The following is a 15,399-nucleotide window of genomic DNA, read 5'->3' as shown; positions in this document are numbered from 1 at the left end:
CAGATAATAAGATAGTTATCGGAATTGATAATATAAAGTCTGAAATACAAAGCAGACAGACAGGTTGTGTACTCCTGTTTGTCTGTTTTTTCAGTCAGAGGGATGTTTGAATTTAAAATTAAAAATAATGCAGAATATAGTAGGAATCGATATTGGAGGGTCACACATCACATTGGCTCAGGTAGATCCGGAAAAACGTGAAATCATTTCTTCAACTTATGTAAGAGAACATGTAGATGCTTTTGAGAATAAGGAAGTTATTTTCTCTGCATGGGTTTCGGCCATTCATAAAGTGGCACATGATCTGGTAAAAGAAGACCTTTTGGTTGGTATCGCAATGCCCGGACCTTTCGATTATGAGAATGGAATATCGCTGATGCAGCAAGGGAAATTTATCGATATCTATCAGGTCAATATCAAAGAAGAGCTGGCAAAAAGACTATCTGTTTCTCAGGAGCAGATTCATTTTGTAAATGATGCCGCAGCTTTTATGGAAGGAGAAGTATTCGGAGGATGTGCCCAGGGATTCAGCAGAATTTTTGGTGTGACACTCGGTACAGGATTGGGAACTACCTTCTTCAATGGAGAATTTGCAACGGATGAAGACTTATGGGATTCTCCTTTCAGAGACTCTATCAGTGAAGATTATCTGGCAACACGATGGTTTGTAAACCGTTATAAAGAATTGACCGGAGAAGAAATTTCAGGGACCAAAGATTTGTTGGACAAACCAGCGGAAATACAAACCAGAATATTTGATGAATATGCAGATTCTTTTTCAGAATTTATTATCAAATATGTAGATTATTATAAACCGGAAGTTTTAGTTATAGGCGGAAATATTGCCAAAGCTTATCCTTATTTTGAACAAAGATTTATTCAGAATTTAACAAGGAATAATATTAACTTGCAGGTTAAAATTTCTGCTATATTTGAAGATGCCGCCATTCTTGGAGCTGCCAGCTATGCATTAAAAAAAGCGTATATAAATTAACAAACGAAAAGATACAATGAAGTTTATATTTTCTACCTGCTTCCTGTTATTACAGGCCTGGGCCTTTGGTCAGAATGGATCTCCCGTAGATTATGTGAATCCTTTAATGGGAACACAGTCCAAGCCTTCATTATCCAACGGAAATACCTATCCGGCAGTCGGACTTCCGTGGGGAATGAATATCTGGACACCGCAGACCGGTAAAATGGGCGACGGATGGGCATATACCTACGATGCAGATAAAATAAAAGGATTCAAACAAACCCACCAGCCATCTCCCTGGATGAACGATTATGGCGCATTTGCCATCATGCCGGGAGTAGGAAAAGTAAAATTTAAAGAAGACGAAAGAGCAAGCTGGTTCAGCCACAAAGCTGAGGTTACTACTCCTTATTTCTATAGTGTTTATCTTGCTGACATCAATGTTACGACAGAATTTACCCCTACGGAAAGAGCCTCTTATTTTAAATTTGATTTTCCCAAAACAGACAGCGCCTATGTTGTTGTGGATGCTTTGAACAAAGGATCTTACATCAAAATCCTGCCGAAAGAAAGAAAAATTCTCGGATACACCACAAGATATTCTACCGGGAAATATGAAAATTTTAAAAACTACTTTGTCATTCAGTTTGATAAAGATTTTGAACTCACAAAAACCTGGAAAGATGATAAATTGGTGAATGATCAGTTAGAAATTACCAGTGATCATACAGGAGCGGTAGTAGGTTTTAAGCTTAAAAATAAAGAAACGGTTTATGCAAAAGTCGCCTCTTCATTCATCAGCTTTGAACAGGCAGAACTGAACCTGAGAAGAGAAATCGGGACCAAAAATTTTGAACAGGTAAAAACCGATGCTAAAAATATCTGGAACAAGACCTTAGGGAAAATAGATGTAAAAGGAGGTACAGATCAGGAGATGAGAACCTTTTATTCCTCTTTATACAGAACCTTATTCTTTCCACAGAAATTATATGAAATTGATGCTCAGAATAAAATAAAACACTGGAGTCCTTACAACGGTAAAATTGCAGACGGAAGAATGTTTGCAGGAACCGGATTTTGGGATACCTTCCGTGCTTTATACCCTTTCCTGAATCTTGTGTATCCAAGTATCAATGTAGAAATGCAGGAAGGATTAGCAAATGCTTACAAAGAAGGAGGATTTTTACCAGAATGGAGCAGCCCAGGATATTCCGATATTATGATCGGAAATAATTCTGCATCCGTAGTGGCAGATGCTTACATTAAAGGACTTCGTGGATATGATACAGAAGCGCTTTGGCAGGCAGTAAAACACGGTGCCAATAATGAAGGTCCTATAGAAGCTGTAGGCCGTGCAGGAGTAAAATATTACAATACGTTAGGATATGTGCCTTACGATGTAAAGATCAATGAAAATGCAGCAAGAACATTGGAGTATGCTTATGACGACTTTTCAATTTATCAACTAGGAAAGGCATTAGGAAAACCTGCTTCAGAAATTGATATTTATAAGAAAAGAGCTTATAATTATAAAAATGTCTTTGACAAGGAAACAGGTTTAATGCGTGGTAAAAATAAAGACGGGAACTTCCAGAAACCTTTCAATCCTTTCAAATGGGGTGATGCATTTACTGAAGGAAACAGCTGGCATTACACATGGTCTGTTTTCCAGGATATTGACGGTCTTTCAGAATTAATGGGCGGAAAACAGAAATTTGAAGCCAAATTAGATGAGGTATTCTCATTACCGCCGGTTTTTGATGACAGCTATTATGGAGGAGTGATTCATGAGATCAGAGAAATGCAGATTATGAATATGGGACAATATGCCCACGGAAACCAGCCTATCCAGCATATGATCTATCTGTACAACTATGCGGGAGCGCCTTACAAAACACAATATTGGGCAAGACAGGTGATGAATAAACTGTACCATGCTACCCCAGACGGATATTGTGGAGATGAGGATAACGGACAAACTTCCGCATGGTATATTTTCTCAGCACTTGGGTTTTATCCGGTAACACCGGCAACAGACCAATATGTACTGGGAGCGCCATTGTTTAAAGAAGCTACAATTTATCTGGAAAATGGTAAGAAAATTGAAATAAAAGCTCCGGAAAACAATTCCGACAATTTATATGTAAAATCTTTGAATGTAAACCAACAGCCTTATTCTAAAAACTGGTTGAGCCATAAAGAATTAATGAAAGGAGCTGTTTTAGACTTTAAAATGGATAATAAGCCTAATAAAGAAAGAGGTTCACAGGAAAAAGATTTTCCGTATTCAATGCCAAAAGAAGAATCAAATAAATAATTTTTAATTTAGAAATACAAAACTGTATGAGTACAGAAAAAAAAGAAATATTCGATAGAGTAGAAAACATGCTGCAGACACAAGGTTTTACTATTGCAGCTAAAGATGATACAAGACCTTGGGGAGGTTTCTTTGTAATTGATGAAACACAGGCGCAGGATTTTGCGAACCAGTATTTTGATGGGATTGATGTAGACAACCTTAGAATAGGAGGGAAGCTAAGCCCGAAAATTCTTATCGTGGCTCCCGAAGCAAGATTAAGCTGGCAGTATCACCACAGAAGAGCAGAAATCTGGCAGGTAGTAGAAGGAACGGTAGGAATCAAAAGAAGCAATACCGATGAAGAAGGAGAATTGGGAGAATATGGTCCGAAAGATCAGGTAAAGCTTCAGCAGGGAGAAAGGCACAGATTAATCGGTCTTGCAGGTTGGGGAATCGTTGCCGAGATCTGGCAGCACACCGATGCATCCAATCCTTCAGACGAAGACGATATCGTAAGAGTACAGGATGACTTTGGAAGATAAATAAAAAAACCGCTTCATTGAAGCGGTTTTTTATTGGTAAGGAAGCTTGAGGCTGAAAGAAATAAATTATTGAAAGTGATCAGAACCTCTAAATATCTGTTATTTAAGACAAATAGAACTTCCAGCTTCATTCCTCCAGCTTCCCGCTTTTAAAATGTCACATCCAATCCCACATAAAAGTTAGCTTTCATAATAGGAGCATACACCATTCCTCCGTCAAAATAATTTCCGAAAGGATTTTTAAAATCAACAATCGCATTTTTCTGATAATAAGAAGTCAGGTTTTCACCTCCTAAGTAAGCTCTAATCTTTTTATTGAAGTTTCTTGAGATCTGAGCATTAAGAACTGCATAAGATTCCGAATAAGTTGGTAACTGGAATTCTGCCGGATTACTTGAAGTATCAGGAAGTCTCTGTTTGCCAACCCAGTTTAAAGTGGTGTCAAAGCTCCAGAATCCTCCATTATTATTTTTATTGGTTGAATATGCCAGATTCACAAACCCTCTGTGCTTAGCCATAAAAGGAACTTCTCTTCTTCCTCCGATATAATCAGCCTGCACATCATAATACTTATAAGCAAGCCTTACATCAAAGTTTTTGAAAGGTGTAAAATCCCACTGCGTCTGGAATGAATTTGCAAAAGATTTTCCTTCCAGATTATAGAATGTCAGCTGCTGTGGAGATTTGTCAAGATCCACCAACACCTGATCTTGGAAATCTGTTCTGAAGAAATCGGCAATGATACTGGATTTTCTTCCGAATAATTTGAATTCCTGTTGTAAGCTTGCACCATAATTCCATGCAATTTCAGGTTTTAAACCATAAATATTTCCTCCATTGGATAAAATATTAATCGCTCTGTTTGATGCAAAATACTGCTGGCTTTCCGCAAATACATTTGCAGTTCTGAATCCTCTTCCCGCAGAAAGTCTTAAAATAGTCTGAGGCGTAAAATCATACTTGAAATTTAATCTTGGTGTAAACTGAGTTCCTGCCAGATTATGGAAATCTACTCTGGTTCCTGCTACTAATGTATATTTTAAACCTGTTAAAGTATATTCAGCAAAGATTCCCGGTACAATTTCATTTCTTTTCAGGTCATTCAATAAATACGTTTCCTTATAACCGTCATACAAGAAACTTGCTCCGGCTTTATACTTATGATTGGTATTCCCGATAATACTTTCAAAGATTAAATTGGAATAATAAGTGTGCTGCTGTCCCGCATAATTTCTCAATCCAAAGAAACTATCCTGCTGGTGATACACATATTGGTTCATCCATCCGATGCTTTGATAAGGTTTTCCTTTAAAAACATAACCTGTTTTATTCCAAACCTGAAATCTTGAAATATCAATTCCTACCCCATAAAAAGGTTGTTTGTCCTGAGCTAATTTTTTATCAAAACCAACCTGTCCTGCTGTTCTTTCATCTCTGATAAAATTAATTCCGAAGTGAGACCCGAACCCTGACTTTTCCAGATCATTATAATTCAGCAAATAGGCCGCATTGATCTGAGTTCCTTTCGGTCTGTCCAGAAAACCGTCATCATTCATATCCGTATTCCCGAAAGTTCCGTTTCCGTGAAGAAGGAAAGTCTGTGACCATTTATCGTTAATCGGAGAAACATTGGTAATATTTACTTCAGCTCTTCCATTGAAATCGGAGAAAAGATTTAGTGAAGTTTCCGGAGTTTTTGCATTCTTTAAAAGTTCAGTATTAATCTGCCCTGTGATGCTTTCATAACCATTCGTTACAGTACTTCCTCCCTTAGTAAGCTGGATACTTTCAATCCACCTTCCCGGAATAAAATTTAAACCATAGGCAGAAGCCAGACCTCTGATTTCAGGTAACTGTTCTTTCGTTAAGCTGGTATATTTCTGATCCAGACCAAGCATTTTCAGTTGCTTTGTTCCGGTAACGGCATTGCTGAAAGAAACATCCACAGTTGCATTGGTTTCAAAACTTTCAGACAGATTACAACAAGCTGCCTTTAACAGTTCTTTTTTATCAATATTAAAAACAAGTCCTGCTTCTTTCTTGCTTAAAGCAGTCGCTGCCTTGGAACCTGTTACTACAACTCCGTCAATGCTTTTTTCATGCTGAGAGTGATCTTCTTTCGTTGATGAAGCCTCATTGTCTTTATGATCTTCATGTTTTGCTCCTTCTTCATAATGTACCTTTGGATTGGGTTCACCAAAAGTAAACTCCCTGTCATATAAACAACATCCCGGAAGCCCGTTATAAACAGCATCTGAAGCTTTGTATTTTTCATTATCATGACCTGCATCGGCAATTGCTTTTAAGATCTTATCTGCCGAGGTTTTTGACGGGTCAAAATTTAAAATAACAGTTTGCTTTTCTGCATTCCATTCTGCGGTATCAGCACCTGCACTTTTTGAAGCCTTTTCAATTCTTGCCTTACAGGAAGCACAGTTTCCCCTTACATAGAATTCGTTTTCTTTTTTATCAGAAACACTAGCATTTGTATGGTGTTCGTGATGGGCTTCCGCTTGTGATGGCTGTAGATCTCTGCTATACAGACAACATCCTGGAAGGCTATTATAAACAGTATCGGGAGCTTTGAATTTCTCATTGTCATGGCCTGCTTCAGCCACTTTTTGCAAAATATCATCTGTAGATACCTTATCTGTCTCTACAGTTAAGGTTTGAAGATCAACAGAGTAAACTGCTGTTTTTGCACCTGCTTTTTTGGCAGCACTTTCAATTCTTGTTTTGCACATCTCACAGTTCCCTTTTACTTTGAACTGATTTTTTGAAAGCGTTTGAGCAGATATAAATTGTGTAAATAGGAATAATGCACCAAGTATAAACCTGGAAATAGGTGATTTCATTTTGTTTAAAAGTTTAAATTAATTAAAAAACAGTCCATTACATAGTATAATGAACCCGTGGTATTTTAATTAACCTATCTTAGGCGGTTGCCAGATTTCCTTTAAACGGTCTGAAAGATAAGGATCTGAATATCGAAACTGAGCATTCTTATTCGCTTTGTAATAAGACAGTTCCAAACGTAGATTTTTTGAGAAAGGGGTTTCAATAAAAGTGTAGCAGGCAACACATGATGAACAGCAGTCATCATTACATGATTTTGTTTTGTCATGTTTGCTGTCTTTCTTTGAAGAATGGTTTTTACAGCAGTCCATTTTCTTGGAAGATTCTGCTTTACAGCATGTTTCCTGCATTGCCTGCGCATAGAAATTGTCCTTGGGAATTAAAAAAACTCCCAGGCAAAATACAATTGCAAGTAGGTGAAACAGCTTCATATCTGCAAAAATAAGAAATTTATGGCAAAGGATCACCAACTTTTAGAGAACAGCTGTGCCAAGGTTCTCCGTGTGCAGGGTTTAGCTTTGGTTTTTCTCCCATCGCAAGATTCTGTGCAGCTGGTGCAGGAGCCGGAGTAGTCTGAACTACATTTTGTGTTGGTTGAGGAGCTGCTGCAGGTTTACTGTTTAAAGGCTGTCCTACCGGAATATCACATCGGTGTCCGGGCTGTCCGTGTGGAGGATTCATCCCCGGAGCTGTTTTTGTCTGTTTTCCGTTGTTATCAAGGGTGATTTTTCCTGGTGATACTGCATTAGGATCAATCTGGACAATATTGCTTCCGTTCGTATTTATATTTTGTGAAGCTGTAGTTGCTGCTGCAGGTGCGCTATTCAGAGGTTGTCCAACAGGGATATCACATCGGTGGCCAGGTTGTCCGTGTGGAGGATTCATGCCTGGAGCTGTAGCCATTGGAGCAGGGCTAGAGGTAGACTGAATACCTGCCTGTTCCATCAGTGATGTCTTTGAGGCTGTATTAAGGGCTACGCTGGGTTGTCCGGCATTAGCTTCTTCTTTTAAATAAGTAGCTTTTTCATCCTTTTTACAAGATGCAGCTAATAGTGATACTGCGATCAAACCTATAAATGTATTCTTCATATCCATGGGTATGAAACAAAATTAGCAAAACATTTTCAATTGTTTTGCTAATTTTATACTTATAATTTGATTTTTGGATTAATTTTTTACCAAAAGTCTAAATCCTTCTCCGTGAACGTTGATAATTTCCAATCCTTCATCGTCTTTTAATAGCTTACGAAGTTTTGCAATATATACGTCCATACTTCTTGCGGTAAAGTAATTTTCTTTTTTCCAGATCTTTCTTAGAGCAAGATCTCTAGGCATGAAATCATTTCTGTGAATACAAAGAAGCTTCAATAGTTCATTTTCTTTAGGAGAAAGTTTGTATTCTTTATCACCTACTTTCAACTGTCTCAGCATAGAGTCAAAGAAAATATTGCTGATTTTGAACTGTTCCTGCTCCTCATTTTCCAATGTAGAACTTCTCTGTAAAATAGCCTTGATTTTGTATAAAAGAAGCTCAGTATCAAAAGGTTTTGTGATATAATCATCAGCTCCCAACTGGTATCCCTTCAAAATATCTTCTCTCATATTTCTTGCTGTAAGGAATATGATGGGTGTATTTTTATCAATCTTTTTTACATCTTCAGCTAATGAAAACCCATCTTTTTTAGGCATCATTACGTCAAATATGCAGATGTCGAATTCATTTTCTGTAAATTCTTTAAGTCCCTGCTCCCCATCAGTGGCAAGTGTTACTTCAAAATTATTGATTGTCAAGTAATCTTTAAGCACCGCCCCGAAACTCTGATCGTCCTCTACTAATAATATTCTGTTGCTCATAACTTTTAATAATTAATAATTAACATTAAGAATGAACTTCCTCACTCTATCTTCTATATTTTGATATTTGGTTTAATTTTTATAATTGATGAATGATCAATGATAGTTGATCTGAAAGAAATTATTTTATCATTTATCGCTTATCATCTATCATTTATATATTTCTATCCCATCGGCAGTTTTATCGTGAACGTACTTCCTTTTCCTTTATGAGAGTCTACGATAATCTGTCCTTTGTGCAGTTCTACAATTTTCTTCACGTAAGAAAGACCTAATCCCTGTCCTTTTACGTTATGGATATTTCCGGTTTCTTCCCTGAAGAATTTTTCGAAAATTTTGGTTTTATTCTGGGTGTCCATTCCCATTCCCTTATCAGAAATTTCAATGATATACCAGTGTCCTTCATTTCTTGTTTCCACATGTATTTCCGGTGCTTCAGGAGAATATTTATTGGCATTATCCAGTAAGTTGACCAGCATATTTGAGATATGGAATTCGTCTATTTTAAAATTATAATGGGTGGCATTGAACTTCTGCGTGAGTGTTCCATTTCTTTGCTGTACAATCAGATTGAAAGATTCTGTAGTTCTTTTGATCAGTTCCCTTACGTTGGTTTCTTTTAAAAACAATTCTACTTCATTTCTTTCAAGTTTGGACATATTAAGAACATTTTCCACCTGTTTTTTCATCCTTAAGTTCTCCTGCTTGATCAGTTCTGAATAATATTTTACCTTATCCGGATTGGTCGCAATTTTATCATTCGCCAAAGAATCTGTTGCTACGGAAATCGTTGCCAATGGTGTTTTGAACTCGTGAGACATGTTATTGATGAAGTCTGTTTTTACTTCAGCAAGCTTTTTCTGTCTCATCATATAATTGATGGAAATAATATAAATTCCAAGAATAGTAAGGAGGGAAAGAAATGTTCCTAAAAGCATTGGCCAGTTGTTCATTGCCAGAGAGTATTCTTTTTTAGGGAAAACCAATGCAAGGCTGTACAGTGTATTTTTTTTGTCTGCAAAAAGAGGAAAACTGTAGATGTTGCTGTCTTTTTTCTCCTGATAAGCTTTATTCACAATGCTGGTAAGCTTGTTGTTCCGGTCCAGAACTCCATACCCGAACTTAGCAGATATTCCTCTTATTTTAAGTTCTTTGGCAATCACGGAATCAAGCGTTTTCGGATCCACTCTTTTTGTGATAGGAAGATTGTTACCATATACTTTCACAAATTCTTTCATGGAGTAATCTCCGGTTTCAATCTCCTGATTAATGTCCGAGGTAAGAAGTTCACGATTGGTGGTATCTCTTTTTATTTTATAGGCTGCTTCATCAGTGTATAAGGTGGTCAGTTTGATAGAATCTCCTTTTTGAGAAATCGGCAGCTGAGTTTTTTCAATAATATTTTTAGAGTAGATAATCTGTCTCTGAGTGCCGGAGTCTTCTACCTGCTGAATAGTAGTTAAGGACGGCTGTTTGCTGTTCGCAAGAATATTTTTTCTGAAATCTTTATAATCCTGATTCAGATATTTATCGGCTTCAATCTCTTCAATACTTTTTGAAGTACTTTCCAAAACTGCATACACTTTGTTTGAAAAATCCTGTTCCAGTACGCCGTAATAGCCTTTCAACCAATAAAATTGGAGTGTCACAAAGACAATCAGTGAGATTGTCATAAACACTGAAATTATTGGGATGAATTTGTTATTCATTATTTAATTATATATGTTTTGGAAAAATGAATGTTAAAATTAATTGTTTTAAGACTACATAAACAAAAAACGAGCCAAATAATTGTTTTTTTTTTCTTAAAAGAGTGTTTTTTAACAATTATTTATGAATTATCATTTACTTGTCATAGGAAAAGTCCCTTTCAATAAATAAAGTGCTAACTTTATTAAAAATAAAAATATATGGAATCTAATATCATTTTCAACAAAGATTTTGATGCAGCCAGTATTTATGTCATGAAAATTTATAAGGCTGATGTTTCAACAGTATGGGATTACTTTACCCAATCCGAATTATTAGATCAATGGTGGGGACCTAAACCCTGGAGGTGTGAAACGGTAAGCCAGGACTTTAGAGAAGGAGGAATCTGGATGTACGCTATGGTAGGGCCAAATGGTGAAAAAGTGCCTATGTTTTCTCAGTCTCAATATGGAGAAATTACAGAACACAGAAGTCTTGACTGGATGAGTGCTTTCTGTGATGAAAAAGGAAATATCATGGAAGATTTTCCAAGGTCAAAATGGCTGATCGGCTTTACCGGAGTGGAAGAAGGAACCAAAGTGACTATCAATATCCACTACCATTCTCAGGAAGTTATGAAAAAAATATTGGAGATGGGATTTGAAGAAGGGTTTAAAATGGGACTCAGCCAACTTGAAGAACTCATTGGATAAATTTGAAAATGTATAAAATACAGTTATTTATAAAAAAAGAGGGTTTTCCATGGAAAAACCCTCTTTTTATTTATCGACATTTATTAATTTCCTGCTTCTTTCTTCCTGCTTCCTGCTTTTATAAAAGCTCTTCTTCCTGGAAATAATGAATGATTGCCTTTTTCATAAGCAGAGTCTGTTCATTGGGTTTTAATTCCGGAAGGTCTTCCAGTTTGTCAAACTGTGGCCATCCGTCTTCATAGTGTGTGAATTTATAGTAGCCAAAAGGCTCAAGCAGTCTGCACACAGCAATATGAATCAGATTAACCTTATCCTCTTTAGTATATTTTTGCTGGCCGCTTCCCAGCTCCTGTAGCCCTATCAAAAATAAAAGGGTTTCAATGGGCGGGTTCTTTTCAGTCTGGAAATTGTCTTCAAAGAACTGTTCTATTTTTTTCCAATATTCGGATTCGTTCATATGATTATAACTGTCATCTTATCATGACAATATCTTTTATAAATTGTTATTTTCTTTATTTTTAATGTCTTCTTCTCTTGCTTTTTTCAGAAGATCCTGTATTTTTTCTTCTTGTTTGGCTTTAAAGTCTTCTCTCTTTTCCATTCGGGTAATTTTCTGCTTTTGAATCAGGTAATAAATGATGGCAATTGAAATGAAAACTAATAATAACATATACGTTATATTTGAAAATTAATGAAGAAAAGAATACAACTATTTTTTATCAATTTTTAAAAGAAATGCATATTCTAAAGCATCTTCTTTCAGAGATTCAAATCTGCCGCTTGCTCCTCCATGTCCGGAACTCATGTCTGTTTTAAAGACTAAAATATTATCGTCTGTTTTTAATTCTCTAAGTTTTGCTGTCCATTTTGCAGGTTCCCAATATTGGACCTGAGAATCGTGGAATCCTGTGGTGATCAGCATATGTGGATAATCTTTGGCTTCTACATTATCATATGGAGAATAGTCTTTCATATAATGGTAGTATTCTTCATCAGTTGGATTTCCCCACTCATCATATTCTCCGGTAGTTAAAGGAATTGTGTCATCCAGCATGGTGGAAACAACATCTACGAAAGGAACCTGTGCTACAATGCCGTTGAATAACTGAGGCTCATAATTAACCACAGCACCTACCAACAGACCTCCGGCACTTCCTCCCATCGCGTACATGTGTCTCGATGAAGTATAATTCTCTTTGATTAAATACTTGCCTGCATCAATAAAATCAAAGAATGTATTTTTCTTGAATAACATTTTTCCGTCTTCATACCATTCTCTTCCCAGGTATTCACCACCACGGATGTGAGCAATAGCATAAATAAAGCCCCTGTCCAGAATAGACAACCTTACATTTGAAAAGCTGGCATCAACGGTATGGCCGTAACTTCCATATCCATACAGAAGAAGTGGAGTGTCAGCTGATTTTTTGGTGTCTTTATGGTATACTAAAGAAATGGGAACTTTTGTTTTTCCATCTCTGGAGTCTGCCCATATTCTTTCTGAAATATAATTTTCATGGAAAAATTTACCACCCAATACTTCCTGTTGCTTCAGAAGCTTAGTGGTTTTGTCTTTCATATTATATTCGTAAGTGGAACTTGGCTGTGTAAGAGACGTGTAACCATAACGAAGAATTTCAGTGTCAAATTCAAGGTTAATTCCAATATAGGCAGTATAGGTTGGATCGGAAAAAGGTAGATAATAAGATTCCTGCGTCTTCTCATCAATAATTTTGATCTGAAGCAAACCTCTCTCTCTTTCCTCAAGGACCAGATAATCTTTGAAAATTTCAAAGCCTTCCAGCAGAACTTCTGCACGGTGTGGAATAACATCTACCCAGTTTTCCATACTGCAGTTGTCAATCTTTGCTTTTACAATTTTGAAGTTGATGGCATCATCAGCATTGGTAATGATGTAAAATTCATCTTCATAATGCTCTACCGAATATTCAAGATCATCTATTCTGGGCTGGATTACTGTCCATTCTGCAAATACATTGTCAGAAGGGATAAAACGATGTTCGTCAGAAATAGTACTGGAACTTGCAATGAAAATATATTGTAAAGATTTTGTTTTAAATACGTTGACATCAAAAGTATCATCCTTTTCATGGAAAATCAGAACATCTTCTGCAGAATCAGTTCCTAATTGATGTCTGTATACCTGAAAAGCACGGAGACTCTTATCTTTTCTAATGTAAAAAACATGTTGGTTGTCATTTGCCCAAACTGCTTTTCCTGTTGTATTTGGAATAGTGTCCGGCAGAATTTCTCCGGTTTTTAAATTTTTAAAATTAAGTGTATAAATTCTTCTTCCTACATCATCAGAAGAAAAAGAAGCCAGCTCATTACCAGGGCTTACCGCTACACTTCCTACTTCAAAAAATTCTTTGCCTTCGGCCAGAATATTTACGTCAAGTACAATTTCCTCCTCGTTGTCAAGACTTTTGTGCTTTCTGCAGAAAATAGGATATTCCTTACCTTCTTCATACCGTACAATATACCAGTATTCATTAAAGAAATAGGGCAGAGATTCATCATCCTTTTTATAACGGGCTTTCATCTCTTCAAAAAGCTCTTCCTGAAGAGCTTCTGTATCTTTCATGATGAATTCTTCGTAGGCATTTTCTTCTTCAATGTATTTGATGACTTCAGGGTTTTCCCTTTCGTTCAGCCAAAAGTAATTATCGATCCTTTTATCGCCGTGGGTTTCTAATATTTTTTCTATTTTTTTTGCCTGTGGAGCTTTCATCCGTATATTTTAATTTTTTATTGAGTGGAGTTCATCTTTATACTTTTCATCTGAAAATAAGCAATTTATGCAGATGTTCCATTCAATGTTAATTTTCGTTCAAATTTAGGTAAAAAAAAACCATCTTTCCTTTATTGAAAAGATGGTTGATGGTATTTTTATAATTAAAGACTATTTATGAAGTGCTTTAATATACTTTTCAAGGGCCATTGTCATGGAAGGAGTTTCCTTCGTAGGGGCCATTAAATCTACTTTTAATCCAGCTTCTTCTGCAGCAGCCAACGTCGTGTTTCCGAAAACTCCGATCTTGGTTTCATCCTGCTTGAAATCAGGGAAATTTTGTTGTAGCGATTTGATTCCTTGCGGACTAAAGAAGATCAACATATCATAATCTTTAATGTTGATATCTGTAAGGTCGCTGCATACGGTACGGTACATGATTGCTCTTGTCCAGTCTGCATTAGATGCATCCATGGTTTTCACAATATCCGGACTCAAAACATCTGAAGAAGGCAACAGATATTTTTCAGTTGGGAATTTTTTGAAAAGAGGAAGCAGGTCTGAGAAATTTTTCTCCCCAAAGCTGATTTTTCTTTTTCTGTACACAATATGCTTTTGAAGGTAGTTGGCAATTGCTTCCGACTGGCAGATATATCTCATTGTATCCGGAACGGCAAAACGAAGTTCTTCCGCAAGTCTGAAGTAATGGTCAATCGCATTTTTACTGGTAAAAATAATACCGGTATACTGCGTCAGATCTATTTTCTGTGTTCTGAGCTCTTTATTGTCAACCCCTTCGACGTGGATAAATGGACGGAAATCAATCTTTATTTTTTCCTTCTTCGCTATATCCAAATATGGAGAAGACTCACTAGGCGCTGGTTGAGAAACCAATATAGACTTTATTCTCATCATTGACATTTATTAAAAAAATAACAACTTCCAAAGCAATAATAATGGTGCGATTTGGAGGGTGCAAATATACAAAAATTTATAATACCATTTTTCGGGAAGAATCTTGTTCTTGTGAAATAAATAGAAAAAAACTTTGAAAATGAATACAAAAGAAAAGAAACACAAATAATACAAAAACATTTTATTTCTGTCTATAGGGAAGTAATAATGGGCTACACAAAGAATTATTAACAAAAATGTAAGGATGAAATAAAATTTTGTGGAGGTAAAATAAAAAATAGTCCATTTTTTTCCGTCCCCTATACTTTGATAAAATAAAAAACCTAGTGTTGATTTTATTAAATAAAAAAACAATACAGCCAGCAAAGTATACCCGAATTTATTAAGCTGATACCCGAAAAGCTGAAGATCGGCAATATATTTTGGTACAATAGGAATATACTGTGAGATCAAAACAGATAAGGTGAGCGTTGTCACACACGAAGTGATAATCCAGCTGGGAAGGTTGTTGCTTGCATCAAAATACTTTTGAAGCAGAAAATCTTTGAGACTGGCATCCCTTTCTATGACGTTCATCATAAAAACATATAAAAATATACAGCCCACGAGGATAAAAATTACCCAGTCATTATTCTCAGGTATTCTTACGTGATTGATGAAGTGTTGTGATGATGGCAAAATTTAAGTTTTTATTATTTATTATTTAACTTCTAATAGCAAAATCCGGCACAGATTTTCCTGTCACCTGCTTTATGCATCCGTAGTTAAAATATTTGCTCTCATCGATTTTACGTATTGTTCAG

General features: G+C 36.2%; 14 protein-coding genes. 4 read left to right on the top strand and 10 right to left on the bottom strand.

Annotated features, from left to right (window positions below; all coding sequences use genetic code 11):
• The first annotated feature begins 127 nt into the window (after window positions 1–127).
• The 3 genes from FW780_RS13470 to FW780_RS13460 are packed head-to-tail and all read left to right on the top strand — an operon-like array spanning window position 128 to window position 3,817.
• On the top strand, window positions 128–994 hold the full coding sequence (locus FW780_RS13470) for an ROK family protein (protein WP_149834062.1): 867 nt from the start codon (window positions 128–130) through the stop codon (window positions 992–994).
• Between the two features lie 16 nt (window positions 995–1,010).
• Window positions 1,011–3,293 carry a GH92 family glycosyl hydrolase gene (locus tag FW780_RS13465; RefSeq protein ID WP_149834061.1) on the top strand — a complete coding sequence of 761 codons (2,283 nt, stop codon included), beginning with the start codon at window positions 1,011–1,013 and terminating at the stop codon, window positions 3,291–3,293.
• 26 nt (window positions 3,294–3,319) lie between these two features.
• Window positions 3,320–3,817: a cupin domain-containing protein gene (locus tag FW780_RS13460; RefSeq protein ID WP_149834060.1), complete on the top strand. Its 498-nt coding sequence runs from the start codon at window positions 3,320–3,322 to the stop codon at window positions 3,815–3,817.
• Between the two features lie 149 nt (window positions 3,818–3,966).
• Here the strand turns inward: FW780_RS13460 and FW780_RS13455 are convergent, their stop codons facing one another.
• The 5 genes from FW780_RS13455 to FW780_RS13435 form a co-directional block, all read right to left on the bottom strand.
• The gene (locus FW780_RS13455; protein ID WP_149834059.1) at window positions 3,967–6,672 is read right to left on the bottom strand and encodes a TonB-dependent receptor domain-containing protein; all 2,706 of its coding nucleotides are present in this window, start codon (window positions 6,670–6,672) and stop codon (window positions 3,967–3,969) included.
• Window positions 6,673–6,741: 69 nt separating this feature from the next.
• Entirely contained in the window at window positions 6,742–7,104 is a 363-nt protein-coding gene (locus FW780_RS13450; RefSeq protein ID WP_194304350.1) for a hypothetical protein, read from the bottom strand.
• Window positions 7,105–7,123: 19 nt separating this feature from the next.
• Complete coding sequence (locus tag FW780_RS13445) at window positions 7,124–7,768, bottom strand: hypothetical protein (RefSeq protein ID WP_149834057.1); 645 nt, start codon at window positions 7,766–7,768, stop codon at window positions 7,124–7,126.
• A 72-nt stretch (window positions 7,769–7,840) separates the two neighbouring features.
• Complete coding sequence (locus tag FW780_RS13440; protein WP_002982671.1) at window positions 7,841–8,527, bottom strand: response regulator transcription factor; 687 nt, start codon at window positions 8,525–8,527, stop codon at window positions 7,841–7,843.
• Window positions 8,528–8,691: 164 nt separating this feature from the next.
• Window positions 8,692–10,236 (bottom strand): sensor histidine kinase, encoded by a 1,545-nt coding sequence (locus FW780_RS13435; RefSeq protein WP_149834056.1) that lies wholly within the window; start codon window positions 10,234–10,236, stop codon window positions 8,692–8,694.
• Between the two features lie 201 nt (window positions 10,237–10,437).
• Between FW780_RS13435 and FW780_RS13430 the strand changes: the two genes are divergently transcribed.
• Window positions 10,438–10,929 (top strand): SRPBCC family protein, encoded by a 492-nt coding sequence (locus FW780_RS13430; RefSeq protein WP_149834055.1) that lies wholly within the window; start codon window positions 10,438–10,440, stop codon window positions 10,927–10,929.
• A gap of 118 nt (window positions 10,930–11,047) precedes the next feature.
• Here FW780_RS13430 and FW780_RS13425 read toward each other — a convergent pair whose 3' ends face one another.
• From FW780_RS13425 to FW780_RS13410, 5 genes are all read right to left on the bottom strand, one after another.
• Complete coding sequence (locus FW780_RS13425; protein ID WP_149834054.1) at window positions 11,048–11,386, bottom strand: hypothetical protein; 339 nt, start codon at window positions 11,384–11,386, stop codon at window positions 11,048–11,050.
• Window positions 11,387–11,422: 36 nt separating this feature from the next.
• Entirely contained in the window at window positions 11,423–11,599 is a 177-nt protein-coding gene (locus FW780_RS22420; RefSeq protein ID WP_167510711.1) for a hypothetical protein, read from the bottom strand.
• Between the two features lie 39 nt (window positions 11,600–11,638).
• Entirely contained in the window at window positions 11,639–13,681 is a 2,043-nt protein-coding gene (locus FW780_RS13420; protein WP_149834053.1) for a S9 family peptidase, read from the bottom strand.
• 171 nt (window positions 13,682–13,852) lie between these two features.
• The gene (locus tag FW780_RS13415) at window positions 13,853–14,593 is read right to left on the bottom strand and encodes a uroporphyrinogen-III synthase (protein WP_149834373.1); all 741 of its coding nucleotides are present in this window, start codon (window positions 14,591–14,593) and stop codon (window positions 13,853–13,855) included.
• Between the two features lie 12 nt (window positions 14,594–14,605).
• Window positions 14,606–15,274, bottom strand: a complete 669-nt coding sequence (locus tag FW780_RS13410; protein WP_149834052.1) for a DUF4271 domain-containing protein — start codon at window positions 15,272–15,274, stop codon at window positions 14,606–14,608.
• Window positions 15,275–15,399: the final 125 nt, after the last annotated feature.

The sequence above is a fragment of the Chryseobacterium sediminis genome, from assembly GCF_008386505.1.
GTDB lineage: Bacteria > Bacteroidota > Bacteroidia > Flavobacteriales > Weeksellaceae > Chryseobacterium > Chryseobacterium sediminis.
Note: the sequence above shows the minus strand (reverse complement) of the source record. Positions and strands in the feature narration are given on the sequence as shown.